Genomic DNA, 26345 nt, shown 5'->3' with positions numbered 1-26345 from the left:
TTTGAATGACAAAGAGTATCAGCAGCGCACCCTAAAGGTGCGTGAAGCAAATGACAAACGTGATAAAGAGGAAAGAGAAGGTAGCGAAACTGACGCCTAACCGCTCGTCAGTACTTCACCTCTTCCAATGATGACAGCCCCCATGCTTGCAAGGGGGCTGTCAGTTTTTGGGCCTCCCCATCCAGCCGGGTACAGTAAGCCCTGGCAATAACCTCTTCTATATGTACAGGCTGCACGACGGTATGCCCGCCATTGTTCAGCAACCAGGCCACCCGTTTGGCAACAGCACTGCCCGAGTCAATAAGCTGACATTGCGGCATCAGTTGCCCAATCTCTTCATTGAGTAGCGGGAAGTGAGTGCAACCGAGCACCAGCGTATCCGGCTTCTCTTCCCCCTCCAGCCAATCGGCCAATACCTCGCGCAGTAGCGCCATATTGACCGGTAGGCCCGCCAGCTTGTGTTCGGCTTCTATAACCAGCTCGGTGGTGCCCTTGAGCAGCACCTGCTTGCCGGGAGCAAACTGGGCGATCAGTTCATGGGTATAGTCGCGGCTGACGGTGCCTGGAGTGGCCAGCAGACCGATACAACCGTTGCGAGTCTGTGCAGCGGCGGGCTTGATGGCTGGCACCACCCCCACCACGGGAATATCCAGTGCCTCACGCAAGGCCGGCAGCGCTATGGTGCTGGCCGTGTTGCAGGCAATCACCACCAGATCGATATGATGACGGGCTACCATGGTGGTCACCAAGCGGGTGCAGGCAGCAATCAGGGCGGGCTCGCTCAATTCACCATAGGGGAAGTTGGCGTTGTCGAAGCAGTAGAAATAGTTGTGTGCCGGCAGAACGCGGCGGATCTCGCGGTAGATGGTCAGGCCACCCATACCGGAATCAAACACGAGAATATTGGCCACTTGAGCTCCCCTTTGGTGCAAGGCGGCGATCATACTCCCGCCTGCCGCCAATAGAAAAGGCCCTGCCAATGGCAGGGCCTCGGTTTTTCAAGGATGAACCGAATAAAGCATCAGAAGCGGTAGTCGGCAGTTACTTTGAACTCGGTACCCGGTGAGGCATAACCATAGGCAGCGGCGTAATCACGATCGAACAAGTTGTCTATACGGCCTCCCAAGGTAAATTGCTGAGTCACCTCGTAACTTGCAGCCAGGTTCAACAGCGTATAGGCACTGAGTTCCACCCGCTGGCTAGTCGCCCAGTTGTTGTCATAGCGCTTGCCCACATAGAGCAGTTCAGCAGTTAGTGTTGCGGCATCGAATCGGGTATCTGCGATCCAGCTGCCTTTATGTTCAGCTCTACGCAGCAGCTGCAAATCCTGGTTACCCGTATCTTTGGCTCTGGTGTAGTCGTAGCTCAAACGATGATGCACTGGTCCGGTGTCGATGCCGAGCTCCGTTTCCACTCCTTTGATATCCGCCGTGGTATTTTTGGGGTTGCAGGTGTAGCTCATGCTGGTCAGGCAATAAATCAGATTGTCGATGCGGTTGCGATACAGATTCACAGACCAATCCCATGCTGAATAGCGACCTGACAGACCCAACTCCAGGTTTTTGCTCTCTTCCGGCTTGAGTGTCGGATTCTCAAACCCAGGATAATAGAGCTGGTTGAAGGTGGGCGCTTTGAAGCCAGTACCGTAGCTCAGCCGGACATTATGGTTCTCATCGATATCCAACCCGCTGGCGGCAGACCAGGTGTTGTGACGACCATATTGCTGGTTGTCATCGGTACGACCTGACAGCTCCCACAGCAGCGCCTGCCAACGGTAGCTCCCTACGGCAAACAGACCGGTATTGTCGCGGTCGGGGGCATTGAAAGCTTTATTAGACCCTCGAGAGTCTGACTTCATCTCCTCACGCTGCCAATCTGCACCGCCTGTCAGGCTGACCCCTTCAATACCACTCCAGCTATTGATCCAGGATAAGCGTGTCAAACCTGTATGAATGGGCTGGCCAGTCTCTTCCCCATTACTCTCCAGCCAGTTCTTCAGCTTGTTCTCACCGTAACTGGCTTCAAATCGACTGATCAGATCCTTACTCTGGAACTTAAGACCACCGTCATATTGGAAAGCCTGAACCCGACTTTGATCTGATGATGGAACGCCGGGCGCAAGCCAGTCTTCACCACCATCTATATCAGTGAGGTTGTTATAACCCTGCGCGTTAATGTCGGCACTCCAAGCATCATTGAAACGGTGATTCAGACCAATCTGGCCATTCAAACCAGCAAACCCATCCCGATCAGGCTGTATAGGGGTAGAGCCATCTTGCGCCTTAATATCAAAACCATCGGTACGCTCGTAGCCGATCAGCATGTTCATATCGGTTTTTTGACCCAATGACTGAACCGTTCTGAGCTCGCCTTGGCCATAACCATTGCTGCCAGCACCGCCCTTCAGGTGTGTCTCACTGCCATTCTTGGCGGATGTTTTGGTGATGAGGTTGATAACGCCGCCAATGGCATCGGAACCATACACAGCCGCGCGTGGGCCACGGATATATTCGATGCGCTCGATATTGCCGAGGGGGATTTGGCTGAGATCGGGCGTACCCGCCACCATGGCGGCAATCGGGCGACCATTCATCAAAACCAGAGAGTGGTTGGAGTTGGTTCCACGGACAAACAGGCTGCTGATGTGCCCTCGGCCTCCCAGAGTCGCCATCTGCACGCCGGGCAGGGTTTTCAGCAAATCAGGCAAACTCTGCACCTGACGAGATTCGATCTCGGCGCGATCGATCACCACAACGGGCGCCAGCACCGAGCTGACCGGTTGTTCCACGCGGTTGGCTGTGATTACCAGAGTCGGATTGATAGGGATGGTGGTTTGGGCAAACGCCGCCGTCGGCAACAGGGCAGCCGCCAGAAATTTCTTCGACATGAGAGATCCTTAAGTTCGCGTAAGTATCTACTTCGTGGCCGGTTTCTCTCGGCCCGAAATACGAACTCTGGCAGGTCTTCGGGCTCGGGGGCTGATAGCCTACGGCGACGGCTTCCCGCCTGACGGCAGTGCCCTGATGTCGCTTCGTTCCCCCTTACCGCTGCGCGCCAGCTCCGGATTTTCACCGGATTCCCTATTAAGCATGATGCGCCAAAGCGGGAGGATTATAGGCAGAGCCAAGCTGGATGTATAGCCATCCAGATTTCTATTTATTACCAGCCAGCGCTGCCAGCCGCTGCTGTGCCCCCTCCATCACCGCCTGCACCCCTGGATGGGAGAGATGGCGCCCTGCCGAGACCAGATAGTAAGAGAGTGTGACGTCGGTGAGGGTTGCAATCCGTTCCACCCCATAGAGACGGCCAATCTCGTCAGCCATCGCCAGCGGTGCCGGGAAAATGCCCATCCCCGCCTTGCCAAACGACTTCATCAGGGTAGAGTCATCAAACTGCCCCACCAGATGGGGATGAATGCCCTGCTGGCGATACCACTCCAGCAACCGATCGTGGGTGGCAGACTTCTCTCCGGGGATCAGCAACGGCAACCCCTCCAGCGAGGCGGGAAAGCCATCCCGCGCCCGCGCCGCCAGCTCCGGGCTGGCAAACAGCGCCAGCGGGCTGCGCCCCAGCTCGTGGTTATAGCCACGTACACCACTGTCGGGGGGAAGCGGGCGATCGATCAGCACCATATCCAGCTTGTGACGGGCCAGCTCGCTGAACAGCTGCTCGGCCCGCTCCTCGTGACACACCAGCCGCAGCGGGGTCGCCAGCGCCATGGCGGGGGCCAGCAGCTCGAACGCCAGGGTGCGGGGTACCGAATCGGCGATCCCCACCTGCATGGTCAGCTCCTGACTGGCGTGGCGCAGGGTATGCTCCAGCTCGGCGCCGAGCGAGAAAATGGCCCCCGCCTGCTCCTGCGCCTGCCGTCCGGCGGCGGTCAGCACCAGACGCCGCCCCACCCGGTTGAACAGCGCCACCCCGAGGGACAGCTCCAGCTCGGCCACCTGACCGCTGATGGTCTGCGGCGTGAGATGCAGCTGTTCGGCGGCCTGCGTCACGCTGCCGCAGCGCGCCACATGCCAGAAGTAGTAGAGCTGTTTGTAGTTGAGCATGCCGTTCCCTATCAGTTTTTACCGAACAACCATCAGCGAGAATCTGATTTTATCGAAACATTACGGGCTCTAGCATGCAACCATTATCTGAACTGCCCTGCGAACCATCATGCTGGACGTCGTTGTTCTCTTTTTTCTGTTTGGCCTGCTGGCCGGCCTGGTGCGCTCCGAGCTCAAGCTGCCGCCCGCCCTCTACGACACCCTATCCCTCTTTCTGCTGCTGGCCATCGGCCTCAAGGGCGGCGTCGGTCTGGCCCAGCAATCCCTGCAACCTCTGCTGCCGCAACTGGCGCTGGTGATCCTGCTCGGCGTGGTGCAGACCCTGCTCGGCTTTGCCGTGCTGCGCCTCAAGATGAACCGGGTGGATGCCGCAGCCACCGCCGCCCACTACGGTTCGGTCAGCGTCGCCACCTTTGCGGTCGGGGTGAACTGGCTCACCGAGCGGGGCATCAGCTTTGAATCCCAGCTCTCCATCTTTCTCGCGGTGATGGAGATCCCGGCCATTCTGGTGGGCATAGTGCTGGCCCGCGGCATCAGCCGCGAGACTCGCTGGCGCATGCTGGCCCACGAGACCTTCCTCGGCAAAGGGGTAACTCTGCTGCTGGGCGGCATGGCCATCGGCTATCTGGCCGGACCGGATGGGATTGCCCCGCTCAAACCGCTGTTTGTCGACCTGTTCAAGGGAGCGCTAGCGCTGTTCCTGCTGGAGATGGGCCTCATCGTCGCCCGTCAGTGTCAGGATCTGCGCCGCCACGGCCTGTTCCTGCTCGGCTTCGCCCTGTTGATGCCGCTCGCCTCGGCGGGACTGGGATTGGCAGCTGGCCAGCTGATGGGCCTCTCCCTCGGCGGCCTGACCCTGCTGGCCACCCTGGCGGCCAGCGCCTCCTATATTGCCGTGCCGGCTACCATGCGCATCGCCGTGCCCCAGGCCAACCCGGGGCTGTCCCTCAGCGCCGTGCTGGGGGTCACCTTCCCGTTCAACATCATGCTGGGGATCCCGCTCTACCACAGCTGGGCCCGCCACTTCACGGAGTAGCCACATGCAGACCGAGACCCGCACCCTGCTGACCGTCATTACGGAAGCCAATCTGGAGCCGACCCTGCTGCGCACCCTCACCCGCGAGGGGTTGCGCGGCTACACCATCACAGATGCCCGCGGTCGTGGCGATCATGGTGAGCGCAACGCCAGCTGGAGCGAGAGCGGCAACATCCGGCTGGAAGCGATCTGCAGCCGGGAGCAGGCGGAGCGGCTGCTGGCCCACCTGCAGAGTCGCTACTACCCCGATTACGCCATGATCGCCTTTCTGCAACCGGTCGAAATCGTGCGACCCGAGAAATTCTGAGCCGGCTTGCCGGCTCTTTTTGCCCACCAAAAGCAAACGTTTAACAGCAAGGAACCAGAAAAGATGAACACCCCTCCGCTGATCGGCCTGGTAATGGGCTCCGACTCCGACTGGCCCGTGCTGCAGGCTGCCGCCCGCATCCTCAAGGAGCACGGCGTGCCCTACGAGGCGCAGGTAGTCTCGGCCCATCGCACCCCGGATCTGCTGTTCGAGTATGCCGCCACTGCCCGCGAGCGCGGCCTGCGCGCCATCATCGCCGGAGCCGGTGGCGCCGCCCACCTGCCGGGTATGGTCGCCGCCAAGACCACTCTTCCGGTGCTGGGGGTGCCCATCCCATCACGCCATCTCAAGGGAATGGACTCGCTACTCTCCATCGTGCAGATGCCCAAAGGGGTGCCAGTCGCCACCTTCGCCATCGGCGAAGCGGGGGCTGCCAACGCCGCCCTGTTTGCGGTCTCTCTGCTCTCCGTTGCACAAGACGACGACGCCCCACGCTACCGGCAGCAGCTCGACGACTTCCGCACCCGCGAGCGCGACCGGGTGCTGGCCCTCACGCTGGAGGAGCCGACATGATCCTGCCTCCCGCCACCCTCGGCATGCTGGGGGGCGGCCAGCTTGGCCGCTACTTCGTGATGGCCGCCCACCGCCTTGGCTACAAGGTGGTGGTACTGGATCCCGATCCGGCCAGCATCGCCGGTGCCACCGCCGATCACCATATTGTCGCTTCCTATGATGACCAGACCGCCCTGCACGAGCTGGCTAGCCGCTGCGAGGCCATCAGCTGCGAGTTCGAGAATGTGCCCGCCACCACCCTGGCACTGCTCGAAAAACAAAAGCCGGTACGCCCGGGCGCCAGCGCGGTGCGCATCTGTCAGGATCGCCGCGAGGAGAAAGCCTTTCTGCGCGGAGCTGACATCCCGGTCGCCCCCTCTCTGGCGCTACTGCCAGAAGAGCCCATCCCCGCACAGGCCAGCGAACTCTTGCCCGCCATCCTCAAGACGGCCCGCGAAGGGTACGACGGCAAGGGGCAGTGGCAAGTGAGCAATCTGGATGAGCTGGCGACGGCGCTGGCAGCTAGTGGCGTGCCCTGCGTGCTGGAAAAACGGTTGGCACTGGAGGGGGAATTTGCCCTGACCCTGGCGCGCAGCCCGAACGGTGCCATCAGCTCCCTGCCGCTGGTGCAGAACTGGCACTGCGGCGGCATTCTCGACCAGACCCGCTCCCCGGCCAAGGTGCCGGCGCTCGAGAGCGAAGCCAAAGGGATCGCCGAGCAGCTGATCACCGCCCTCGATTATGTCGGGGTGCTGACGGTGGAGTTCTTTCTGGTGGAAGGCAAATTGCTGGTCAACGAGCTGGCGCCCCGCCCCCACAACTCGGGCCACCCCAGCCTCGACAACGCTGCGTGCAGCCAGTTCGAGTTGCAGGTGCGGGCCCTGTGCGATCTGCCGCTGCCAGAGCAGATCGCCGTGCGCCCCGCCCTGTTAATCAACCTGCTGGGGGATCTCTGGCAGAACGGCACGCCCGACTGGGCCGCCCTGCTGGCGTTGCCCGGCCTGCATCTGCACCTCTATGGCAAAGGCGAACCCCGCCCCGGCCGCAAGATGGGCCACATCACGGTAACCGGTGATGAGTGGTCAACGGTGGAAGAGAGCTGCCGTCAGGCCCGCCAGCTGCTGGGGTTACCGCCGCGCTGATCGACCATCGGAAATGCAAAGACCCGGGCATGGCCCGGGTCTCTGTTTTTGCTTGCTGTGGCAGGGAGGCTTATCAGGCCCGCTCCACCGCTACCGCTACCGGTGCCGGCAGGCGGATGGTGAGGGAGAGCACCAGCGCCACCACCAGTAACACCAGGATCAGGTGGAAGGTCGCCATAAAGCCGCCAAACAGGGAGGCCACGATGGAGCCGATGATGCTGCCCAGACCAAAGCCCAGATAGATGACACCATAGTTCTTGGTCAGGTTGTTGAGACCGAAGAAGTCGCTCACCAGCGAGGGGTAGACGGTGATGGTGCCACCGAAGCTGAAGGCCACACAGGCAACCGCCACGAAGAACAGGTTGGCATTGAGCGGCACGAACAGCAGCAGCGCCATGCCCGCCAGGGTAATCAGCTGGGCGATTGTGATAACCCGGATGCGGGACATCTTGTCGGAGAGGATACCCAGCACCAGACGGCCACCCAGGTTGGCCATGGCGATGATGGCGACGGCGTTGGCGGCCACCACGGCTGGCAGACCCACCATCTTCTCGCCGATATCCTTGGCCACACCGATGACGTAGAGGCCGCTCATGCAGGCGGTGAGGAACATCAGCGCCAGCATCCAGTACTGCGGCTTGCGCATCGCCTCGGCCAGAGTGAAGTCACGGCTCTCGCTCTGCTGTACGGAGGCGGCCTGCTTGGGCGCATCCTTCATCAGCATGCCGCCCACCAGCACCATGGACATGGCGATCAGCCCCCACAGCTGGAAGGTGGTCTCAAGGCCGGAGCTGGAGAGCAGCAGCAGGTTGATGTATTTGAAACCGAGACTGCCGAGACCATAGGCCCCGATGGAACAGGCGGAGATCAGCCCCTTGCGCTCCGGGAACCATTTCACGCAGTTGGAGAGGGTCATCAGGTAGCCGGTGCCGTCGGCAAAACCGACCAGAATGCCCGCGCAGAGGTAGAGCATCGCCAAGTTGCTGGCGTGGGCAGTGAGGAAGAAGCCGATACCGAGCAGCACGCCAGCGCCCAGGGTCACGTTGCGCACCCCGAATCGCTCCTGCAGCTTGCCCGCCATGGAGGAGGCGACTGCCAGCGACAGGCTGAGCAGGCCGAAAGCGAAAGCGACCTGACTCACCGGCTCGTCCAGCTTGTCGGAGAGCTGGGCGTTGAACAGGCTCCAGGTGTAGACAGAACCCAGTGCAAACTGGGTGATGATGGTACCGATCAGTGTCAGGTACCGGGTGCGATTCAGATCGATGGTCATGATGCGTCTCGGTCGATGGCCTTAAGGAAACTGGGGCCACTATAGACAAGACGCAGTTCGCGCCGATCGATTAAGGCATGAAATGCAGATCGGCGGGAATGAATGACAATCAGAGCCGCATCAGCTGACGGAACGCCTTGATGTTGCTGCGACTGACCGGCACCTCGAACGGCAGATCATGGAGCCGGATGAGATAGGTGCTGTTAAACCAGGGGACGATTTCGCGGATCTTGTTGATGTTGACGCAGTAGGAACGGTGGCAACGGAAGAACCCCTCGGCAGGCAGCCGGCTGACAAACTCGCTGATGGTCATGGTCATCACGTAGCGGTCATCACGGGTGTAGACATAGGTGAGCTTCTCGTCGGCTTCCGCGTAGTAGATCTGCTCGCAGGGGGTGACGATGATGCGCTCCCCCTTCACCAGATTGACGGTGCGATTGTGCGGGCTGCTCCCCTCGCCGCTCGCCTCCCCCGTGGTGGCTGGCTGCGACTTGCCCGCATGCTCGAGCTTTTGCAGCAGATTGATGAGGCGCGGCTCGTTGTAGGGCTTGAGGATGTAGTCGAACGCCTCCAGCTCGAACGCCTCCACCGCAAACTCCTTGTAGGCGGTAACGAAGACAATGTGGGGCGGATGGCTCGACTTGTGCAGGTTCTTGGCCAGCAGCAGGCCATCGATGGAGGGGATCTGGATATCCAGAAACACCACATCCACCTCGTGATCCTGCAGGTATTTGAACGCCTCCAGCCCATCCTCGAAGCTCGCCACTATCTCGATCTGGCTGTGCTGATTCACCAGATAGATCAACTCCTCGCGAGCCAGATACTCGTCTTCCACAATGATCGCTTTCAACATGACATTGCCCCCTGAAGGAGCACAGGAGAGGCAAGCTCCTCACGAATCAAACATTCGTCTTCCACAATGATCGCTTTCAGCATGACAACACCTCTCGCGGCACACACTTATCCTCAACCATGATGGCTCTCAGCATGGCATCGACTCCTGATCCGGCAGATAGAAACTCACTTCGGTACCCGGCTCCAACCGCTTGAGGTGCAGGCCATCGCCATAGAGCAACTTGACCCGCTGATGCACGTTCATCAGGCCGATGCTGCGGCTCTCCACCCGACCGGCGGCCACCCCGTCGATCACCGCCTGGCTGATGCCGTAACCGGTATCCCGCACCGATACCCGGATGCCGCCCGCCAGCTGTTTCACCTCGATGGTGACCCGACCCGGGGCGCTGCGGGGCTGGATGCCGTGCAGGATGGCGTTTTCCACCAGCGGCTGCAACAGCAGGCTCGGCACCTGAATGTGGACATCGTCCACCTCGAACACCACCTCCAGCTTGTCGCCGAAGCGGGCCTGCTCGATGGCCACGTAGTCGCGCACCTGCTGCAGCTCCTCCTGAATGTCGATGAGCTCATCCCCCTTGTTGAGGTTGTAGCGCAGATAATCCGCCAGATTGGCAATGAGCTGGCGCGCCTGCTGGGGCCGGATGCGGATCAGCGACGAGATGGCGTTGAGGGCATTGAACAGGAAGTGCGGGTTGATCTTGCTCTGCAGCGCGGTGAACTCCGCCTTGCGGGTCATCTCCTTGAGTTGCTCGATGCGCGACACCTCCATCTGGGTGGAGATGAGCTGGGAGAGGCCCACCGCCATCTCCCGCAGGGAGCTGGTGATGCTGTGGGTGCGGCGGTAATAGATCTTGAGGGTGCCGCTCACCGAGCCGTTTTCCCGCAGCGGAATAATGATGACCGAGTGAAAATCGGAGAGGTGATACTGGCGCAGATCGTTGTTGATGATGATCTGGTCGAGCAGCACCGCCTGCTGGGTCATGCCGCTGATGGCGTGGTGCTCGTCCAGCTCGTAATAGTCCTTGCCCACACCGACATAAGCCAGCACGTCATGGGTATCTGTGATGGCCACCGCATCGGCGCTGATGTCGCGCCGGATCACATCGCACACCTGACTGAGGGAGTGGCGATCGATGTTCTGGAAGAAGGGCAGCGTCTTGTTGGCGATATCGAGCGCCAGCTTGGCCTGCTTGGCAGCAATCAGCTCCTTCTCGTCATCCAGATCCTGCACCAGCTTGATGATAAGGCCGATGCAGAGCGCCCCGGCGATCATCGGATAGGCGATATGGTTAACGATCTCCACCCCGACTTCGTGGGGCTCGGTCAGCAGCCAGATCAGCAGCATGGTCAGCCCTTCGCACAGCATCCCCGCCAGAATGCCGTAGAGCCAGAGCCGCGACTTGCGGCAGCGCAGGTGCAGCCAGGTCGCCAGCAGACCGGCAATGATGCTGGCGATAAGACAAGGGATGGAGGTGTGACCATCCATGTCGATGAGATAGCGGTGCAGGCCGGAGATGACCCCGGCCGGAATGCCGACCCAGGGGCCGAACAGGATGCCGCCGGAGATGATGGCAATGATCCGCACGTTGATCAGCGCCCCCTCCACCGGAATGCCGGTGTAGGTACTGAACACCGCAAACAGGCCGAAGATGGAGGCCACCAGCACCAGCTCGGCCGGGGTGTGATCCCGCTTCTGAAACAACCGCTGGAACGGCCGGGTGCGGGTCAGGAAGAAGAGGGTCATCAGCATCAGCGCCGCCCGCTCGAACACCGCCAACAACATCATCTGATTCTCAAGCATCTGCGCCCCCTTGCGGCAACCCGACCGATCACCATAACCCCGACCAATAAATCGGGGCCGGATAAACCAGCCCCTGTGACATCAACAGTACTGACCGGCCACCCAGCCGGAAGACCAGGCCCACTGGAAGTTGTAGCCACCGAGCCAGCCGGTCACGTCCACCACCTCGCCGATGAAGTAGAGGCCGGGCACCTTGCGCGTCTCCATGGTCTTGGAGGAAAGCTCGTTGGTATCGACGCCGCCCAGGGTCACTTCGGCGGTGCGATACCCCTCCGTGCCGTTGGGCAGGATCTGCCAGTCACCCAGCAGATTGGCCACCGCTTCCAGTTCACGCTCGTTGTACTGGCGCATCGGCTTGCTGACCAGCAGGCCCAGTTCCACCAGTTTGTCGACGAAGCGCTTGGGCAGCTCGCGCCCCAGCACGGTTTTCAGCTCCTGCGCCGGGTGCGCCTGCGCCCACTCGCGCAGGGCAGCCGAAATATCCAGCTCCGGCAGCAGGTTGATGTGGATCTTCTCGCCGGCGTGCCAGTAGGAGGAGATCTGCAGGATGACGGGGCCGGAGAGGCCGCGATGGGTGAACAGCATCGCCTCCTTGAAGCGGGTGCCATCCTCGGCGGTCACCGCCACCGGCAGGCTGATGCCCGCCAGATCGGCAAACGCCTCTTTCTCCGCCTGATGGAGGGTAAAGGGCACCAGACCGGCACGGGTCGGCAGCACCTTGAGACCGAACTGCTCCGCCAGCTTGAAGCCGTAGGGGGTAGCACCCAGCTTGGGCATGGAGAGACCGCCGGTCGCCACCACCAGCGAGTGACAGCCGATCTCACCCTTGCTGGTGGTCAGCACGAAACCCTCATCCTGTTTGCTGACGGTGAGGATCTCGGTCTGGAACTGCAGGGTCACCCCGGCCCAGTCACACTCGGTGAGCAGCACATCGACGATATCCTTGGCACTCTCGAGACAGAACAGCTGCCCCAGAGTGCGCTCGTGATAGTTGACCCCGTGGCGGTCCACCAGATCGATAAAGTCCTGCTGGGTGTAGCGGGCCAGCGCCGACTTGCTGAAGTGGGGATTCTCCGACAGGTAGGCGTGAGCGCCCGCCTGATGGTTGGTGAAGTTGCAGCGGCCACCGCCACTGATGAGGATCTTGCGGCCCGGCTTCTTGGCGTTATCGAGCACCAGCACGGAGCGACCACGGTAGCCCGCCTGCGCCGCACACATCAATCCGGCCGCACCGGCCCCGATCACCACCACATCGACCTGCTTCATCATCACTCACTTATCAAAATAGAAACGGCACCTGGCCAGAACCGAGATTACCTCTGGCGGAACAGAACCATAGTGGCTGCCCACCAGAATAAACAACGGCCCTTAAAAGGGCCGTTATTGTACTGGCTGAACACTAAGTGTCCACGACTATCAGGCGTTGCTGTCCATGATGCTGGCCGGGGCGCCCTTGGCCAGCTCGGCCAGCTCCTTGTCGATGAAGTAGAGGCCTTTGCCATCTTCACCCACCAGACCCAGACGGTCGACGATGCTCTTGAACAGCTTCTCCTCTTCATGCTGCTCGGCCACATACCACTGCAGGAAGTTGAAGGTGGAGTAGTCCTGAGTGGTGAAAGCTACGTGGGCCAGACCATTGATGCACTTGGTGATGTGATACTCGTGCTCCAGGGTGGTACGGAACACGTCACCCAGCGACTTGAACTCGTGGGGAGGGGCATCGATGGCACCCAGCTTGGGCATGGCGCCGGTCTCGCTCACATAGGTGAACAAACGCTCCATGTGCTGGCGCTCCTCGACCGCGTGCTGGCGCAGGAAGGTCGCCGCCCCTTCAAAGCCCTTGTCTTCGCACCAGGCGCTCATCTGCAGATAGAGATTGGAGGAGTAGAACTCCAGGTTAATCTGCTCGTTCAACTTCTCGATCATGGCTTGGGCCAGCATCTTGTTTCTCCTCAGTGATTTGGTATCGATTGTCGCCACACTCCCGCCGCGAATCAACCCGCCAACGAGAGGGAGATCCCGTTTCTTTCAGCTCAGGGGGTCAGCTCCCCAAGGGAGGCGACATCCACCGGCGCAGCATAATCGACGCCCGGCAGCTCGAAGCCGTTGAGTTGCATGAAGTCCTGCCGCAGCCCTGCAAAGTCCCCCAGCGCGTGGAAATTGTCCGGCGTCACCTTGGGCCAGAGCGCCGAGACGGCGGCCTGAATGGCCGGGTCGAGCTCGTGGTCATCCATCCGGATCAGCCGGTTACCATCGGCCACCACCCCATTGGGCCCGTACATCTTTGCGGCAAACAGTCGCTGCATCTGCTCGATGCAGCCTTCGTGTACACCGCGCTCCTTCATCACCCCCATCAGCAGGCCCAGATAAACCGGCAGCACAGGAATATAGGCGCTCGCCTTGGTCACCAGCGCCTTGCAGACCGACACCCAGGCATGGCCACCAATCTCGGCCAGTTGCAGGTTGATGGTCTCGGCGGTGGCGTGCAGATGCTCCTTGGCATAACCGATGGTGCCATCCCGATAGAGGGGATAGGTGGACTCGGGGCCGATATAGGAGTAGGCCACGGTTTGGGCACCGGGGGCGAGACAACCGGCCTGCTGCAACGCCTGCATCCAGAGCTGCCAATCCTCGCCCCCCATCACGGTGACGGTATCGCGGATCTCCTCCGGCGTGGCAGGTGCCAGCGACTGCTGCACCAAGGTATCGAGCTCCAGATCCAGCCCCCAACCGCTGAATGGCTGGCCGGTGGTCTTGAGCACCGAGCGCACTTGCGTGCCATCGGGCAGCACCCGGATGCCGCTTGCGAGCGAATAGATCACCAGATCCACCTGCCCAAGCTGCTGGCGGATGGTGTCGATGGCCTGCTGGCGCATGCCGTCGGAGAAGGCATCGCCAATCAGGTTGATGGCGATACGCCCCTCCTGCTCCGCCTCCTTGCGAAACCAGATGTTGTTGTACCAACCGGCGCTGCCCAATCCTTTGTCGGAAGGGCCGCGCTCGAAGGAGATGCCGATGGTGTCGGCACCAGCCCCGAAGGCGAGTGCAATGCGCGACGCCAGTCCAAACCCGGAGGAAGCCCCCAGCACCAGCACCCGCTTGGGGCCGTTGAACGGGCCAGCGGCCTTGATCCGTTCGATCTGCTGCTGCACGGCGGCGCGACAGCCGATGGGGTGACAGTTGCGGGCAACACAACCTTGAATCTGGGGATGAATGATCATGGGAAGGCCTCCAAAGAAACTGGCTACAGCATAACCAAATCGAAGGAGATTAACTTGATGCCGGATCGCTATCAGTCAGAAAATCAGCGGGAATTGAGGCAGAAAAACAAAAGGGAGCACGTGGCTCCCCAAAGCGGTATTCAGATGCTTTTTGTTGTTTTGTGTTCATTGCGAAGCACGGGCCCATCCTATGCCTCTCCCCCCTGATCGGCAAGCCGAGGGGTGTGACCGGCGTCAAACTCTTGTTTAATTTATAGGCAAATAGTGGTTAATAACTGAGTGGCTGACCCTGTGTCACACGTCATTAAACTCATTTAAATCCCAAAACTGTGCCTGAGGCACCATTTTAGTTTCAGCAGAGATTGGTATAGTGGGCTGAAGGATCGGTAAGGAGAACCCCCATGAGTGGAACAACCTATTACAAGCATATTCTGGCCGCGATCGACCTCTCTGAAGACAACCGCAAGGTGATCGACAAGGCGGTGGACAGAGCCCGCTCCAACGGCGCCAAGCTGTCGGTTATCCATGTCGATGTGGACCTCAAGGATCTCTACACCGAGATGATCGATATCGACATCGACAACGTGCAGGATCAGGTGATCGCCGAAGCGAAAGAGAAGCTGGAGGCATTTCTGGCCTCGGTGGACTACCCCATCGAGAAGAAGCTGGTGATCTGCGGCGATCTGAGCGAGCGGGTCAATCAGGCGGTCAAGGAGTATGAGATCGACCTGCTGGTGTGCGGCCATCGCCAGAGTTTCTGGAGCCTGCTCACCTCCAGCGCCCGCCAGCTGATGAATACGGTGCCCTGCGATCTGCTGGTCGTCCCCTTGCAGAAGTAATGAAACCGGCGTAGTTTGATTTGCTATGAACATGACCGCATTCAATCACAACTACTGGTGGTGCTGCTCCTAAACAGGCGGTACCGCGTTTCTATTGTAAATTTCCCAAAGAAAACACCGTGACCGCCGAGAGGCGGTCAACTGTTTTTATCCCTTTGTCGCCTCCCGGCTCACCCAACTGGAGAGAGTGACATGCACAACCCCGTTATCCTGACTGGCGATCGTCCCACCGGCAAACTGCACATCGGCCACTATGTCGGTTCCCTGCGCCAGCGCGTCGAAGCCCAGCACCACTACCGTCAATTCGTGATGATCGCCGATCTGCAGGCGTTGACCGACAACGGCCACAATCCGGCCAAGGTGACCGACAACGTGCTGGAGGTGATGGCCGACTATCTGGCGGTCGGCCTCGACCCGGCCAAGACCACCTTCTGCCTGCAGAGCGCCCTGCCCGCCCTCGCCGAACTCACCTGCTACTACCTCAATCTGGTCAGCGTCGCCCGGCTGGAGCGCAACCCCACCGTCAAGGCAGAGATCCAGCAAAAAGGGTTCGAACGCACGCTGCCGGCCGGTTTTCTGGTCTATCCGGTGAGTCAGGCCGCCGACATCACCGCCTTTCGCGCCAGCCATGTGCCGGTCGGGGAAGATCAGCTGCCGATGCTGGAGCAGACCAACGAGATCGTCCGCCGCTTCAACTCTCTGGTAGGCAAAGAGGTGCTGACCGAATGCCAACCGATCCTGAGTGACACCGGCCGCCTGCCCGGCATCGACGGCAAGGCCAAGATGTCCAAGTCTCTCGGCAACACCATAGAGCTCGGCATGTCGGCGGAAGAGGTCAAACAGGCGGTGTTCGCCATGTATACCGACCCCAACCACCTCAAGGTGAGCGATCCCGGTCAGGTGGAGGGAAATACGGTGTTCGCCTATCTCGATGCCTTCCATCCCGACAAGGAGCTGGTCGCCGAGATGAAGGCGCACTACCGGCTCGGCGGACTGGGGGACATGCGCTGCAAGCAGGTGCTGAACGACTGCCTGCAAACCCTGCTCGCCCCGATGCGGGAGCGCCGTGCCGCGGCCATTGCCGACAAGAAGATGCTGCTGGAACTGCTCTATCAGGGCACCGAGCAGGCTCGCATCATCACCGATGAGGTATTGGCAGAGGTGAAAAGCGCCATGGGGCTCGACTACTTCGCCAGCATCCGCTGAGCGGGAGTCCCGAGCGCATCGTTGCCGTAGAGGTCGAACACCAGCTGGTGCAACAGGCTCTTGAACCAGCCGATCGCCTCGTCATGGGCGGTCAGCGGGTGGCCCGCCATCAGATAGACGATGGGGATCTCCGGATCCAGCTGATGCATCCGCAGCGGGTAGTAGCGGCAGAAGTGGCGCCCGATCATCTCGGGCACCACCACCAGATAGCGGCCGGTCGCCATCAGCGGCGGCACCGCCATAAAGCTCGGTAACCTGACCCCTAGCTCCCGCTCCACCCCGAAGCGGGCCAGCCAGAGCTCCACCATCGCCTGGCTGTGACCCCAGCTGGAGGTGTGGATGTGGGGACGGCTCACCAGCTCAACCGGGGTCAGCACATCGGGCAACTCGCTGCCGAGCGGCGACAGGCAGACCAGCGGGTTGTTGAACCACTCCTCCCGCCACAAGCGCGGTGAGAGGTGATTCGCCCCGGCAAAACCGATCACCAGATCCAGCTCACCCTTTTCCAACTCCCGCTCGTAGTCGCTGTCCGCCAGCTCGCACACCTCAAGACGACAGTGAGGGGCCTGCCGATGGAGCCTCTCCACCAGCACCGGCACCAGCCCGTGCTCCACCGAGCCCGGGGTGGCGATGCGGAAAATCCGCCGCGCAGTGGCGGGATCAAACCCCTTGGCCTGGCGCAATCCCTGCTCCAGCATCGCCAGCGCCTGGCGCACCGGACCGGCCAGCGCCTTGGCTCGCTCGGTCGGCATCATCTCGCGCCGACTCATCACGAACAGCGGGTCATCCAGCGCGATCCGCAACCGACCCAGCGCATGGCTGACGGTGGATTGGGAGAGATGCAGCCGTTCGGCGGCGCGGGTGACATTGCGCTCCTGCATCAGCATGTCGAATACGGCGAGCAGGTTGAGGTCAAGACGGGCGAGCGAGCTATCCATCGATATTAGCCATAGTTAAATGCCAACAATTCATTTTTACCATAGTAACAGATTGCCTAGAATGCGCTGGCTTAATACATCGGAGATTCAAATGCGTAGCTATCTGTTATTGCTGGCCATTGGCCTGCTGTGGGGTTCCCAGTTCATTTTCATGCACCAGGCCGTCGCCGAGTTGCCCCCCATTCTGGTGGCTGCCGGTCGTGCCCTGTGCGGCAGTCTTACCCTGGGTCTGCTCTGCCTGTTCATGCGGCTCAAGAGTGAGCACACCCCGTGGCGCACCTATATGCTGATCGCCCTGCTGGATGCCACCATCCCCTTCATCATGGTCGCTTGGGGCCAGCAGTATGTGGATAGTGCCATCGCCGCCGTGGTCATGGGTTGTATCCCGTTTGTGACCATTCTGGCTGCACCGCTGTTTATTTCTGGTGAAAGAATCACCAAAACCGGTCTGCTTTCCGTGATCATCGGTTTTGCCGGTGTACTCACCCTGTTCTGGCCGAAACTCTCCCAGGGCATGAACGCCGGCCTGCTCGGTGCCATGGCCATCCTGCTGGGTGCCAGCTGCTTCGCCATCGGCCTGCTGATGATCAAGCGCTTCGCCAAGGACCATCCGGTCGTGGTCGCCCGCAATATCCTGATCTCCTCGGCAATCCAGTTGCTGCTGGTCGCCCCCTTCATGGTTGATCTCGGCAGCCTGACCCTGCCGAGCACCCAGGCCCTGAGCGCGATTACCGTGCTGGGTACCCTCTGTACCGGTCTGGTCTACTTCCTCTACATGGCGCTGATCCAGAAGGCCGGCCCGACATTCGCCTCCTTCAGCAACTATCTGGTGCCGCTGTTCGGCGTGATGCTGGGTGCCCTGTTCCTCGGCGAGCAGATCCACCCCACTACCGGCGTGGCTCTGGCCCTGATCCTCGGCTCGGTCGCCATGAACCAGTGGGCGCAACAGCGTCGCATGCAGCGCGAGGTCTCCCTATGTCAGGCATCCTGACCACACTGTGCGGTGGTCTGGTACTGATTGCCGGCTGGCAGTATCGCCAGCGGCTGGCCGGGATCCTGGGCCTGCTGATGGTACTGCTGCCCTGGTTCTTCGATAGCAAGCTGCAAGCCATGCTGAGCTATGCCCTGAATGCCTGAAGTCCATCTCTGAATGTGTGACGAGAGTCTATCTCTCCTGTTTTTGGGACTGTTTTAAAAAACCTCCGATTTGTCCCCCGCTACCGGCGCTCTGCGCCGGTTTTTTTATGCCTGCCAGCCGGCGTCAGATCAGATAGCGATAGCTGAGTCGCTCGTTCTTGCGCGGCCCGGTGATCTGCCAGCTCAGCAGAAAACCGCCGTCGATCTCGATCAACTCGGCGCTGTAGTGATCCGCCCCGCACAGATGGGGCTCGGCGGTCAGCCAGCGGCCATCCCCCTGCGGCAGCAGCTCGAACAGCTCGACCGGCGCTTGATAACGCAGATGGGAGAGACGGATCCCCGCGCACTGCGCTGCCACCAGAAGCGGTTGTGCATGGCGAGTTCCCTGCCATGAGGCGTGATGTAACGGCCCTGCTCGTTAAACAGCCAGCCACCATGATGATCGGTCACCTGCACACGCCCCTCGCCCCGACCATTCCAGTCGGTCGCCGACCCCTCGCCATTGCTGGCGGTAAAGGAAAATGCTCCGACCTGTGGCAATCGCGTCCATAAACGCTGGATTGCCGCTTCCATCTCGGCCATCATAGCCCCCTTAAAATTGACAACTGACGATAAATCAAACACATGAACTACTTGATAGGGGTCACCCTGCTCTGGTCATTCTCCTTCAGCCTGATCGGGGTCTACCTCGCCGGTCAGGTGGATGCCTACTTCTCGGTGCTGACCCGCATCGCCCTCGCCAGTCTGGTGTTTCTCCCCTTCCTGCGCCGCCGCTGGCTGCGCCCCGATCTGGCGGCCAAGCTGATGGCCCTCGGCGCCATCCAGCTCGGCATCATGTATCTCTTCTACTACCACTCCTTCCTGCTGCTGACGGTGCCGGAAGTGCTGGTCTTTACCATCTTCACCCCCATCTACGTCACCCTGCTCCACGATCTGCTGGAGCGCCGCTTCAAGCCTACCTATCTGTGGGGCGCCCTGCTGGCGGTGCTCGGGGCAGCCGTCATCCGCTTCGACGGCCTGACCGAAAGCTATGTGCTGGGATTTCTGGTAGTGCAGGGGGCCAACCTCTGTTTCGCCCTGGGTCAAGTGGGCTACAAGGTAATGCTGGCACGGGAGGCGGAGCAACCGCCGCAACTGGCGGTGTTCGGCTGCTTCTATCTGGGAGCGCTGGTGATCGCACTGCCCGCCTGGTGGCTACTGGGCAAGCCGCAATACCCAACGTCAGGGTTGCAGTGGGGCATTCTGCTCTGGCTGGGGGTGGGTGCCTCCGGCCTCGGCTACTTCCTCTGGAACAAGGGGGCGACGCAGGTCACCAGCGGGGTGCTGGCCATCATGAACAATGCGCTCATTCCGGCCGGCTTGCTGGTCAATCTGCTGCTCTGGGGCAAGGATACCGACCTGACCCGACTGACCATCGGCGGCCTGCTGATGCTGGCCTCGCTCTGGGTCTGCCAGCGTGACAAGCGCGGCCAACCCTGACCGCACTCAGCCGACGACGGTGTTGTGCTCCCGTCTGGCCTGACTGTGACAGCTGGCCAGCCGGGCCAGCAGATGATCGAGCTGCTCGCCAGCCTGACTCTGCACCAGCCCGATGCTGACGGTGACCGGCCGCTGTGACAGCAGGCTGGCATCGGCAATCTCGAGGCGCAGCCGCTCGGCGATCTCCAGCGCACTCATCCGCTCGGTCTGGGAGAGCATCAGGATAAAACCGTCCTCATCCCAGCGGGCGAAGGGATCTTCCCGCCGCAGTTCGTGACGCACGATACGCGCCAGCTTGGCCAGCATGGCGTCGCAAGCAGCTTCGCCAAACAATTGCTGGATTTTGGCCATATGATCGACCGAAAACTGCAGCAGACTGAAAGTGCCACTCTCGGTCGCCAGCCGATCCTCCAGCAGTTGCTCGAAGCGGCCACGGCTCTCCAAACCGGTCAGCGGATCGGTGCCATGTCGCTCCTCCACCAGCACGGCTGCGGGATCGAGGTGACGGACAACCCCCAGCAGATAGCCCCGCTCATCGCGACGCATCCGCTCTTCCAGCCGGATGTAGTGACCGTGATGATGCAGAATGCGGTATTCGAGGCGCAGACCGCTGCTGCGGCCGCTCTGGCAGGCGAGCAGGGCATCTTCCAGCCGGGCAACATCGTCGGGATGAACCCGATCCAGCCAGCCGAGATCATCCGGCCAACACTCTCCCAATCCCAACAGGCGCAGGCAGGAGGGATCACGCTGCAGTCCATGTTGGGCTGACCAGCTCCAGATCCCCGCCTCCAGCAGCGCCATGGCATCAGACAGCAGACCCGGATCAAGCCGGACAGTCACATCGACCAAAGGTGTCTTGAGCATTTCCATGGGGCGCCTCGAAACAGGATCTGAATACCTGCTCAATAAGTAACATTGGCGTTCACGCCGAGCAACAGGGTCAGAGTGCTTTTCCCTGATACCCGTTCATCAAGGTCTGCCAGTTCTCCGGTACGAAGTGGAAACTGGTATGCAGTTGAGACTCTTTATTGAATGAACGGAGCAAGCGTTCCAGATTGGCCTTCTGCCACTCGCCGGGGGAGCGGATCGCCCCCTTGTCAAAATCGATCACCCACACCTTGCCCTCTTTATCGAGCAGCAGGTTGTGGCTGTTGAGATCGGCGTGATAGACCCCGGCATCGTGCAGCTGGCGCACCGTCTGGCCTATCTTGTGCCACACCTCGGTCGCCACCGGCCCCTGCTTGAGCAGCGCCACCATATCCTTGGCACCGCGAATTCGCTCAATCAGGATATCGGCACGATAGAATGGGCCCTGTTTGACCATGCGGGCACCAAACGGACGCGGCACCGGCAACCCCAGCTCACACAGCTTGGCCAGCAGGGTGTATTCGGCCATGGCACGGCTCGACTCGACCCCTTCGAACCAGAAGCGATCCCGCACCACCTTGCCCACCATGCCGCCGCGATAGTAGTGGCGCAGCACCAGATGGCGGGACTCATCCTTGACGAACCAGGTCACTCCCCGTCCGATGGAGGTCCCTACCACCTGACGGTTGTTCTGCCACCAGGCAGGATCGAATAACTGGGGAGAGGGGTCGCGAAAGGCCCCTTCGGCATACCAGCAGATCTGGTTGTGTTCGGTCTGTACTCGCATCGTGGAGATCCCGCTCGGTGGGTCATGGATCGCAATTTTTCAATTGGCGATGAGGCTGCCGCTCTGGCATGCCCGCAATAGTGGCCTTTAATCAACGACGTGCAGAAACAGGTCATGGCGCTGGGCCCGGCCTATCCCGGCTGACGATTGTGCGCAATTTTACAATCCAGAGGGGAGTTTGCATAATGCCATCCACCCTTTTTGCCAGCCGTACGCCACAACATGCCGCTATTTCAAACGCCCCCTTCCTCCATCTGCATCCTGCGGCTCTCCGCCATCGGGGATTGCTGCCACGCACTGGCGCTGGTGCGCGTCATCCAGCGGGAGTGGCCACAGACCCGCATCACCTGGATCACCGGCAAAATCGAAGCAACCCTGTTTGCCGATCTGCCCGGGGTCGAGGTGATCCCCTTCGACAAGAGCAAGGGGTGGCGCGGCTATCGCGATCTCTGGCAGACCCTCAAGGGGCGCAAATTCGATGCCCTGCTCCACCTGCAGGCGGCGATGCGGGCCAGCATTGCCACCCTCGGCATCAGCGCCAAGGTCAAACTCGGGTTTGATCGGGAGCGAGCCAACGACGGCCAGTGGCTGTTCACCAACCACAAGGTGCCTTCGCCTGCCTCCCCCCATGTGCTGGACGGTTTCCTCGCTTTCGCCAAAGAGCTCGGCATCAAGGATCTGACCCCGGATTGGCAACTGCCCATCAGCGCCGAACATCAGGCGTGGGCAAGGGAGAAGATTGGCGGCAAACCGACCCTGCTGATCTGCGCCGCCGCCAGCAAGGCGTTCAAGAACTGGACGGCCGCAGGCTATGCCGCGCTGGCGGATCACGCCGCCAGCAAGGGCTTTCAGGTCTATCTCTGTGGCGGGCCGGCCAAGCTGGAGCAGGATCTGGCTGCCGAGATCCAGCGCTTAAGCCAGAGCAAGCCGGTCGATCTGGTGGGGCAGACCAACCTCAAGCAGTTATTGGCACTGATTGGTGAGGCGAGTCTGGTGCTGGCCCCCGATACCGGCCCCACCCATATGGCCACCATAGTGGGCACGCCGGTGATCGGTCTCTATGCCCACCACAATCCGGCCCGCACCGGCCCATATCTGTGCCGCGACTACGTGGTCAGCGTCTATCGGGAGCTGGTCGAGCAGGAGACCGGCAAGCCGCTGGCCGAATTGAGCTGGCGCACCCGTCTCAAAGACCCGGAGGCCATGCGAAAAATCACCAGCGAGCAGGTGATCGCCGCATTCGACCGCCTCTGTGCCGATCGTCAGCTGCCGCAGTGACAGGGCAACTCGGGAATTCCGAGCCATCAGGCAGGGATAACCTGATAGCCTCTGCCCTCAGCCAAAGGCACAATGCAGGCTGATGTGGGTTACGCTCCCGCAGCAAGCTACGAATACTTTGATCGGCTGGAATATGATTCCGGCCGTTTTTTTATTCGCCGCATTCTGGTAAAATTCGCCGCCTTTACATCCTCCTGACTCAAGAATTTTCCGCGTTTTGCGTTTGGCTGTCTCCCTTTCGGGCACAAGACGGCGGTCTCTGCTACAACCAAAACAGCGGTTTCGATTAAAGGTAATAATATGGCGCAACAAGGCACTCTCTATATCATCTCTTCTCCGAGCGGCGCGGGTAAATCCAGTCTGCTCAATGCCTTGCTGACCAACCACAATCAAGCTGGCAAGATGCAGCTGTCGGTTTCCCACACCACTCGCGCCACCCGTCCTGGCGAAGAGCACGGCGTACACTACCACTTCGTTCAGGTGGAAGAGTTCAAGGCGCTGATCGAGCGCGGTGATTTTCTGGAGTGGGCCGAAGTGTTCGGCAACTACTACGGCACCTCACGCGCCGCCATCGAAGCCTGTCTGGCCAAGGGGATCGACGTATTCCTCGACATCGACTGGCAAGGTGCCCGCCAGATCCGCGAGCAGATGCCGACCAAATCCATTTTCATCCTGCCCCCCAGCCGCGAAGAGCTGGAACGCCGCCTGATTGGGCGCGGTCAGGACAGCGCCGAAGTGATTGCCGGCCGGATGGCGAAAGCCATTGCCGAAATGGTGCACTACGACGAGTATGACTATGTCATTATCAATGAAGACTTCGAGCAGGCGCTGTTCCAGCTCAGGTCCATTATTGAGTGCCAACGGCTGGAGATGCGTCACCAGCAACAGGCTCAAAAAAACTTGCTGCAACAGCTACTGGCAGAGTAAGCCAAAAACAAGTAAACTTTTGCGTCATTTTTAAACACTGCTTTTCTAAATACAGAAAGCCCAAACACTGGAGTCCTGCATGGCACGCGTTACTGTAGAAGATGCTGTAAAACAGGTAGGTAACCGTTTTGACCTGGTGCTGGTCGCCGCGCGCCGCGCTCGTCAAATCGCGGTACAAGGCAAAGATCCCCTGGTCGACGAAGAGAACGACAAGCCGACTGTGATCGCCCTGCGTGAGATCGAGCTGGGTCTGGTGAACAATCAAGTGATGGACACCCAGGACCGCTACGAACAGCAAGAGCAGGAAGCCGCCGAGCTGGCTGCCGTTGCTGCCATCGCCGAAGGCCGCGGTTAAGTTATTCCTCCGGTTGGCACCCGCCCGGGTGCCGACTGTTCATCCCCATTTACAACCGCTCGAAAACCTCGCAAACTCAGGGCTATACCCTCAATTCCACGAATTGCCGTTTCACCGCTGCGGGGACTGTCTTGTATTTATTTGAAAACCTTAAAGAAATAGCCAGTTCCTACCTGCCGCCAGAGCAGGTTGAGAAGCTCAAGCAAGCCTATGTGGTGGCCCGTGATGCCCACCAGGGCCAGATGCGTTCCAGTGGCGAACCCTATATCACCCACCCTGTTGCCGTTGCCCGAATCCTGGGTGACATGCGCCTCGATCATGAAACCCTGATGGCCGCCGTGCTGCACGACGTCATCGAAGACACCTCTGTCACCAAGGCCGATCTGGCCGAACAATTCGGCAACGCGGTTGCAGAACTGGTGGCCGGGGTCTCCAAGCTCGACAAGCTGAAGTTTCGCGATCGCAAAGAGGCGCAGGCCGAGAACTTCCGCAAGATGGTGATGGCGATGACCCAGGATATCCGGGTCATTCTGATCAAGCTGGCCGACCGCACCCACAATATGCGCACCTTGGGCTCCCTGCGACCGGACAAGCGCCGCCGCATCGCCCGGGAAACCCTCGAAATCTTCGCCCCCATCGCCAACCGCCTCGGTATTCACACCATGAAGAACGAGCTGGAAGAGCTGGGCTTCGAGGCGCTCTATCCGATGCGCTCCCGCGTGTTGCGCGAATCGGTGCGCCGCGCCCGTGGCAATCGCCGCGAGATTATCGACTCCATCCAGAGCGAAATCAGCGGTCGTCTGAAAGAGGCGGGGATCGAGCATCAGGTCAGTGGCCGCGAGAAGAACCTGTTCTCCATCTACAACAAGATGGAGAAAAAAGAGCTGCAATTTCATGAGGTAATGGATATCTACGCCTTTCGGGTCAAGGTGAAGGACATAGATACCTGTTACCGGGTGCTGGGGCAGATGCACAGCCTCTACAAGCCGCGCCCCGGCCGCTTCAAGGATTACATCGCCATCCCCAAGACCAACGGCTACCAGTCGCTGCACACCTCTCTGGTGGGGCCGCACGGGGTACCGGTAGAGGTGCAAATTCGCACCGAGTTCATGGATCAGATGGCCGACAAAGGGGTTGCCGCCCACTGGGCCTACAAGCAGGATGGCGACAGCTCGGGCACCACGGCCCAGATCCGAGCCCAGCGCTGGATGCAGAGCCTGCTGGAATTGCAGCAGAGCGCTGGCAGCTCCTTTGAATTTATCGAGGGGGTCAAAACCGACCTCTTCCCCGACGAGATCTACGTGTTTACGCCGGAAGGACGCATCATGGAGCTGCCCGCTGGCGCCACGCCGGTGGACTTCGCCTATACGGTGCACACCGACATCGGCCACGCCTGCGTCGGTTCGCGGGTCGACCGCCATCCCTACCCGCTCAGCAGCCCGCTGCACTCGGGTCAGACGGTGGAGATCATCACGGCGCCGGGCGCTCGCCCCAACGCGGCCTGGCTCAACTTCGTGGTGACCACCAAGGCACGATCCAAGATCCGCCAGTTCCTCAAAAACCTGCGCACCGAAGAGTCGGTGGTGCTGGGTCGCCGCCTGCTCAACCATGCGCTGGGTGCCAAGAATATCGAAGATATTCCCGAGCCACGCATCAAGCAGGTGCTGGCCGATACCAAGCACGAAAATCTGCAGGGGCTGCTGGCCGATGTGGGCCTCGGCAACGCCATGAGCGTCATGGTGGCGCGCCGCATGCTGGGGGATGAACTGCCGCCGGAAGAGCAGCCCAAAACCAGCAGCAAGAAGATGCCGATCAAGGGTGCCGACGGCATGCTGGTCACCTTCGCCAACTGCTGCCGTCCGATCCCGGGAGATGCCATCATCGCCCACATCAGCCCAGGCAAGGGTCTGGTGATCCACCAGGAAGCCTGTCGCAACATCAAGGGCTACAGCAAGGAGCCGGACAAGTACCTGCCGGTGCAGTGGGAAGTGGACAAGGAGCAGGAGCAGGAACAGGAGTTCCGCACCGGCATCAGCATCGAGATCGTCAACCATCAGGGTGCGCTGGCCGAGCTGGCCAACGTGATTGCCGCCACCGGCGCCAATATTCACGCCATCAGCACCGAAGAGAAGGATGGCCGGGTCTATCAGGTCAGCCTGCTCATCACCACCAAGAGCCGCATCCACCTGGCCAACATCATGCGCAAGATCCGCGTGATGCCCAACGTGCTCAAGGTGAGCCGACAGAAGAACTGAACACAGGCGGCGCAAGCCGCCTGCTGCTTTTATAGAGA

Annotated in this window: 26 protein-coding genes, 1 pseudogene and 1 riboswitch (1 of these 28 cut by a window edge); of the genes and pseudogenes, 14 read left to right on the top strand and 13 right to left on the bottom strand. The window is 60.5% G+C overall.

Annotated elements, in window-relative coordinates:
- Positions 1 to 100 carry the 3' portion of an RNA recognition motif domain-containing protein gene (locus ACTG1K_RS03280; protein ID WP_005339200.1) on the top strand. It extends 392 nt beyond the left edge of the window, so 100 of the gene's 492 nt are visible here — the last part of the coding sequence; its start codon lies beyond the left edge, outside the window; the stop codon is at positions 98 to 100.
- Between the two features lie 7 nt (positions 101 to 107).
- Here the strand turns inward: ACTG1K_RS03280 and murI are convergent, their stop codons facing one another.
- From murI to ACTG1K_RS03265, 3 genes are all read right to left on the bottom strand, one after another.
- A complete protein-coding gene (murI, locus tag ACTG1K_RS03275) occupies positions 108 to 911 on the bottom strand; it encodes a glutamate racemase (protein ID WP_374878959.1) in 804 nt (267 codons plus the stop codon).
- A 110-nt stretch (positions 912 to 1021) separates the two neighbouring features.
- Positions 1022 to 2887, bottom strand: coding sequence for a TonB-dependent receptor domain-containing protein (locus ACTG1K_RS03270; protein WP_139748304.1), 1866 nt, complete (start codon positions 2885 to 2887; stop codon positions 1022 to 1024).
- A 52-nt stretch (positions 2888 to 2939) separates the two neighbouring features.
- Positions 2940 to 3117, bottom strand: a riboswitch (cobalamin riboswitch).
- A 35-nt stretch (positions 3118 to 3152) separates the two neighbouring features.
- The gene (locus ACTG1K_RS03265) at positions 3153 to 4055 is read right to left on the bottom strand and encodes a LysR family transcriptional regulator (RefSeq protein WP_440004807.1); all 903 of its coding nucleotides are present in this window, start codon (positions 4053 to 4055) and stop codon (positions 3153 to 3155) included.
- Positions 4056 to 4164: 109 nt separating this feature from the next.
- Here ACTG1K_RS03265 and ACTG1K_RS03260 point away from each other — a divergent pair, with 109 nt between their 5' ends.
- The 4 genes from ACTG1K_RS03260 (at position 4165) to ACTG1K_RS03245 (ending at position 7092) form a co-directional block, all read left to right on the top strand.
- Positions 4165 to 5091: a sodium-dependent bicarbonate transport family permease gene (locus ACTG1K_RS03260; protein WP_005342109.1), complete on the top strand. Its 927-nt coding sequence runs from the start codon at positions 4165 to 4167 to the stop codon at positions 5089 to 5091.
- Between the two features lie 4 nt (positions 5092 to 5095).
- A complete protein-coding gene (locus tag ACTG1K_RS03255; RefSeq protein WP_005321666.1) occupies positions 5096 to 5398 on the top strand; it encodes a P-II family nitrogen regulator in 303 nt (100 codons plus the stop codon).
- 63 nt (positions 5399 to 5461) lie between these two features.
- Positions 5462 to 5971 (top strand): 5-(carboxyamino)imidazole ribonucleotide mutase, encoded by a 510-nt coding sequence (purE, locus tag ACTG1K_RS03250; RefSeq protein ID WP_317103121.1) that lies wholly within the window; start codon positions 5462 to 5464, stop codon positions 5969 to 5971.
- A complete protein-coding gene (locus tag ACTG1K_RS03245; protein ID WP_440004806.1) occupies positions 5968 to 7092 on the top strand; it encodes a 5-(carboxyamino)imidazole ribonucleotide synthase in 1125 nt (374 codons plus the stop codon). The genes purE and ACTG1K_RS03245 overlap by 4 nt, the downstream gene beginning before the upstream one ends.
- 73 nt (positions 7093 to 7165) lie before the next feature.
- On the opposite strand, the gene ACTG1K_RS03240 is transcribed toward ACTG1K_RS03245, so the two are convergent.
- The 6 genes from ACTG1K_RS03240 to fabV form a co-directional block, all read right to left on the bottom strand.
- Positions 7166 to 8362, bottom strand: coding sequence for an L-lactate MFS transporter (locus ACTG1K_RS03240; RefSeq protein ID WP_335842248.1), 1197 nt, complete (start codon positions 8360 to 8362; stop codon positions 7166 to 7168).
- 109 nt (positions 8363 to 8471) lie between these two features.
- Positions 8472 to 9215, bottom strand: coding sequence for a LytR/AlgR family response regulator transcription factor (locus tag ACTG1K_RS03235; RefSeq protein ID WP_113740705.1), 744 nt, complete (start codon positions 9213 to 9215; stop codon positions 8472 to 8474).
- A 129-nt stretch (positions 9216 to 9344) separates the two neighbouring features.
- The gene (locus ACTG1K_RS03230; protein ID WP_005339222.1) at positions 9345 to 11018 is read right to left on the bottom strand and encodes a sensor histidine kinase; all 1674 of its coding nucleotides are present in this window, start codon (positions 11016 to 11018) and stop codon (positions 9345 to 9347) included.
- An 81-nt stretch (positions 11019 to 11099) separates the two neighbouring features.
- A complete protein-coding gene (locus ACTG1K_RS03225; protein ID WP_222116514.1) occupies positions 11100 to 12284 on the bottom strand; it encodes an NAD(P)/FAD-dependent oxidoreductase in 1185 nt (394 codons plus the stop codon).
- A gap of 150 nt (positions 12285 to 12434) precedes the next feature.
- On the bottom strand, positions 12435 to 12959 hold the full coding sequence (gene ftnA, locus ACTG1K_RS03220; RefSeq protein ID WP_005339225.1) for a non-heme ferritin: 525 nt from the start codon (positions 12957 to 12959) through the stop codon (positions 12435 to 12437).
- 92 nt (positions 12960 to 13051) lie between these two features.
- The gene (fabV, locus tag ACTG1K_RS03215) at positions 13052 to 14239 is read right to left on the bottom strand and encodes an enoyl-ACP reductase FabV (RefSeq protein WP_425856271.1); all 1188 of its coding nucleotides are present in this window, start codon (positions 14237 to 14239) and stop codon (positions 13052 to 13054) included.
- 401 nt (positions 14240 to 14640) lie between these two features.
- Between fabV and ACTG1K_RS03210 the strand changes: the two genes are divergently transcribed.
- Positions 14641 to 15078, top strand: a complete 438-nt coding sequence (locus tag ACTG1K_RS03210) for a universal stress protein (protein WP_005339229.1) — start codon at positions 14641 to 14643, stop codon at positions 15076 to 15078.
- A gap of 192 nt (positions 15079 to 15270) precedes the next feature.
- Entirely contained in the window at positions 15271 to 16284 is a 1014-nt protein-coding gene (gene trpS / locus ACTG1K_RS03205) for a tryptophan--tRNA ligase (protein ID WP_425856275.1), read from the top strand.
- Here trpS and ACTG1K_RS03200 read toward each other — a convergent pair.
- The gene (locus ACTG1K_RS03200; RefSeq protein ID WP_440004805.1) at positions 16263 to 17222 is read right to left on the bottom strand and encodes a LysR substrate-binding domain-containing protein; all 960 of its coding nucleotides are present in this window, start codon (positions 17220 to 17222) and stop codon (positions 16263 to 16265) included. The two genes, trpS and ACTG1K_RS03200, sit on opposite strands and share 22 nt — an antisense overlap.
- Before the next feature lie 91 nt (positions 17223 to 17313).
- Here ACTG1K_RS03200 and ACTG1K_RS03195 point away from each other — a divergent pair, with 91 nt between their 5' ends.
- Together ACTG1K_RS03195 and ACTG1K_RS03190 are read left to right on the top strand one after the other, a co-directional pair.
- Positions 17314 to 18213, top strand: a complete 900-nt coding sequence (locus tag ACTG1K_RS03195) for a DMT family transporter (protein ID WP_005357113.1) — start codon at positions 17314 to 17316, stop codon at positions 18211 to 18213.
- The gene (locus ACTG1K_RS03190) at positions 18198 to 18359 is read left to right on the top strand and encodes a hypothetical protein (RefSeq protein WP_005339236.1); all 162 of its coding nucleotides are present in this window, start codon (positions 18198 to 18200) and stop codon (positions 18357 to 18359) included. Before ACTG1K_RS03195 ends, ACTG1K_RS03190 begins: the two co-directional genes overlap by 16 nt.
- A 124-nt stretch (positions 18360 to 18483) precedes the next feature.
- Here the strand turns inward: ACTG1K_RS03190 and ACTG1K_RS03185 are convergent.
- Positions 18484 to 18941: pseudogene (locus tag ACTG1K_RS03185) on the bottom strand (DUF6314 family protein).
- Positions 18942 to 18983: 42 nt separating this feature from the next.
- On the opposite strand from ACTG1K_RS03185, the gene ACTG1K_RS03180 reads away from it, so the two are divergent.
- Positions 18984 to 19838 (top strand): carboxylate/amino acid/amine transporter, encoded by an 855-nt coding sequence (locus ACTG1K_RS03180; RefSeq protein ID WP_368170845.1) that lies wholly within the window; start codon positions 18984 to 18986, stop codon positions 19836 to 19838.
- 6 nt (positions 19839 to 19844) lie between these two features.
- Here the strand turns inward: ACTG1K_RS03180 and ACTG1K_RS03175 are convergent, their stop codons facing one another.
- Together ACTG1K_RS03175 and ACTG1K_RS03170 are read right to left on the bottom strand one after the other, a co-directional pair.
- Positions 19845 to 20708, bottom strand: coding sequence for a GGDEF domain-containing protein (locus tag ACTG1K_RS03175; RefSeq protein ID WP_257687313.1), 864 nt, complete (start codon positions 20706 to 20708; stop codon positions 19845 to 19847).
- Positions 20709 to 20778: 70 nt separating this feature from the next.
- Positions 20779 to 21492, bottom strand: coding sequence for a 3-deoxy-D-manno-octulosonic acid kinase (locus tag ACTG1K_RS03170; protein ID WP_005339249.1), 714 nt, complete (start codon positions 21490 to 21492; stop codon positions 20779 to 20781).
- Positions 21493 to 21714: 222 nt separating this feature from the next.
- On the opposite strand from ACTG1K_RS03170, the gene ACTG1K_RS03165 reads away from it, so the two are divergent.
- The 4 genes from ACTG1K_RS03165 (at position 21715) to spoT (ending at position 26307) form a co-directional block, all read left to right on the top strand.
- Positions 21715 to 22770: a glycosyltransferase family 9 protein gene (locus ACTG1K_RS03165; RefSeq protein WP_440004804.1), complete on the top strand. Its 1056-nt coding sequence runs from the start codon at positions 21715 to 21717 to the stop codon at positions 22768 to 22770.
- Between the two features lie 300 nt (positions 22771 to 23070).
- Positions 23071 to 23697, top strand: a complete 627-nt coding sequence (gene gmk, locus ACTG1K_RS03160; protein ID WP_005339253.1) for a guanylate kinase — start codon at positions 23071 to 23073, stop codon at positions 23695 to 23697.
- 79 nt (positions 23698 to 23776) lie between these two features.
- The gene (gene rpoZ, locus ACTG1K_RS03155) at positions 23777 to 24052 is read left to right on the top strand and encodes a DNA-directed RNA polymerase subunit omega (protein ID WP_005307060.1); all 276 of its coding nucleotides are present in this window, start codon (positions 23777 to 23779) and stop codon (positions 24050 to 24052) included.
- Positions 24053 to 24183: 131 nt separating this feature from the next.
- Positions 24184 to 26307: a bifunctional GTP diphosphokinase/guanosine-3',5'-bis pyrophosphate 3'-pyrophosphohydrolase gene (gene spoT / locus ACTG1K_RS03150; RefSeq protein ID WP_440004803.1), complete on the top strand. Its 2124-nt coding sequence runs from the start codon at positions 24184 to 24186 to the stop codon at positions 26305 to 26307.
- Positions 26308 to 26345 lie beyond the last annotated feature (38 nt).

Source organism: Aeromonas sp. 102P (assembly GCF_051920345.1).
Taxonomy (GTDB): Bacteria; Pseudomonadota; Gammaproteobacteria; order Enterobacterales; family Aeromonadaceae; genus Aeromonas; species Aeromonas veronii.
Note: the sequence above shows the minus strand (reverse complement) of the source record. Positions and strands in the feature narration are given on the sequence as shown.

Bases quoted from the DNA above. Each gene is read 5' to 3' on its own strand.
- ACTG1K_RS03270 (WP_139748304.1), bottom strand. From the start codon at position 2,887: ATGTCGAAGAAATTTCTGGCGGCTGCCCTGTTGCCGACGGCGGCGTTT.
- ACTG1K_RS03265 (WP_440004807.1), bottom strand. From the start codon at position 4,055: ATGCTCAACTACAAACAGCTCTACTACTTCTGGCATGTGGCGCGCTGC.
- ACTG1K_RS03260 (WP_005342109.1), top strand. From the start codon at position 4,165: ATGCTGGACGTCGTTGTTCTCTTTTTTCTGTTTGGCCTGCTGGCCGGC.
- ACTG1K_RS03255 (WP_005321666.1), top strand. From the start codon at position 5,096: ATGCAGACCGAGACCCGCACCCTGCTGACCGTCATTACGGAAGCCAAT.
- purE (WP_317103121.1), top strand. From the start codon at position 5,462: ATGAACACCCCTCCGCTGATCGGCCTGGTAATGGGCTCCGACTCCGAC.
- ACTG1K_RS03245 (WP_440004806.1), top strand. From the start codon at position 5,968: ATGATCCTGCCTCCCGCCACCCTCGGCATGCTGGGGGGCGGCCAGCTT.
- ACTG1K_RS03240 (WP_335842248.1), bottom strand. From the start codon at position 8,362: ATGACCATCGATCTGAATCGCACCCGGTACCTGACACTGATCGGTACC.
- ACTG1K_RS03235 (WP_113740705.1), bottom strand. From the start codon at position 9,215: ATGTTGAAAGCGATCATTGTGGAAGACGAGTATCTGGCTCGCGAGGAG.
- ACTG1K_RS03230 (WP_005339222.1), bottom strand. From the start codon at position 11,018: ATGCTTGAGAATCAGATGATGTTGTTGGCGGTGTTCGAGCGGGCGGCG.
- ACTG1K_RS03225 (WP_222116514.1), bottom strand. From the start codon at position 12,284: ATGAAGCAGGTCGATGTGGTGGTGATCGGGGCCGGTGCGGCCGGATTG.
- ftnA (WP_005339225.1), bottom strand. From the start codon at position 12,959: ATGCTGGCCCAAGCCATGATCGAGAAGTTGAACGAGCAGATTAACCTG.
- fabV (WP_425856271.1), bottom strand. From the start codon at position 14,239: ATGATCATTCATCCCCAGATTCAAGGTTGTGTTGCCCGCAACTGTCAC.
- ACTG1K_RS03210 (WP_005339229.1), top strand. From the start codon at position 14,641: ATGAGTGGAACAACCTATTACAAGCATATTCTGGCCGCGATCGACCTC.
- trpS (WP_425856275.1), top strand. From the start codon at position 15,271: ATGCACAACCCCGTTATCCTGACTGGCGATCGTCCCACCGGCAAACTG.
- ACTG1K_RS03200 (WP_440004805.1), bottom strand. From the start codon at position 17,222: ATGGATAGCTCGCTCGCCCGTCTTGACCTCAACCTGCTCGCCGTATTC.
- ACTG1K_RS03195 (WP_005357113.1), top strand. From the start codon at position 17,314: ATGCGTAGCTATCTGTTATTGCTGGCCATTGGCCTGCTGTGGGGTTCC.
- ACTG1K_RS03190 (WP_005339236.1), top strand. From the start codon at position 18,198: ATGTCAGGCATCCTGACCACACTGTGCGGTGGTCTGGTACTGATTGCC.
- ACTG1K_RS03180 (WP_368170845.1), top strand. From the start codon at position 18,984: ATGAACTACTTGATAGGGGTCACCCTGCTCTGGTCATTCTCCTTCAGC.
- ACTG1K_RS03175 (WP_257687313.1), bottom strand. From the start codon at position 20,708: ATGGAAATGCTCAAGACACCTTTGGTCGATGTGACTGTCCGGCTTGAT.
- ACTG1K_RS03170 (WP_005339249.1), bottom strand. From the start codon at position 21,492: ATGCGAGTACAGACCGAACACAACCAGATCTGCTGGTATGCCGAAGGG.
- ACTG1K_RS03165 (WP_440004804.1), top strand. From the start codon at position 21,715: ATGCCGCTATTTCAAACGCCCCCTTCCTCCATCTGCATCCTGCGGCTC.
- gmk (WP_005339253.1), top strand. From the start codon at position 23,071: ATGGCGCAACAAGGCACTCTCTATATCATCTCTTCTCCGAGCGGCGCG.
- rpoZ (WP_005307060.1), top strand. From the start codon at position 23,777: ATGGCACGCGTTACTGTAGAAGATGCTGTAAAACAGGTAGGTAACCGT.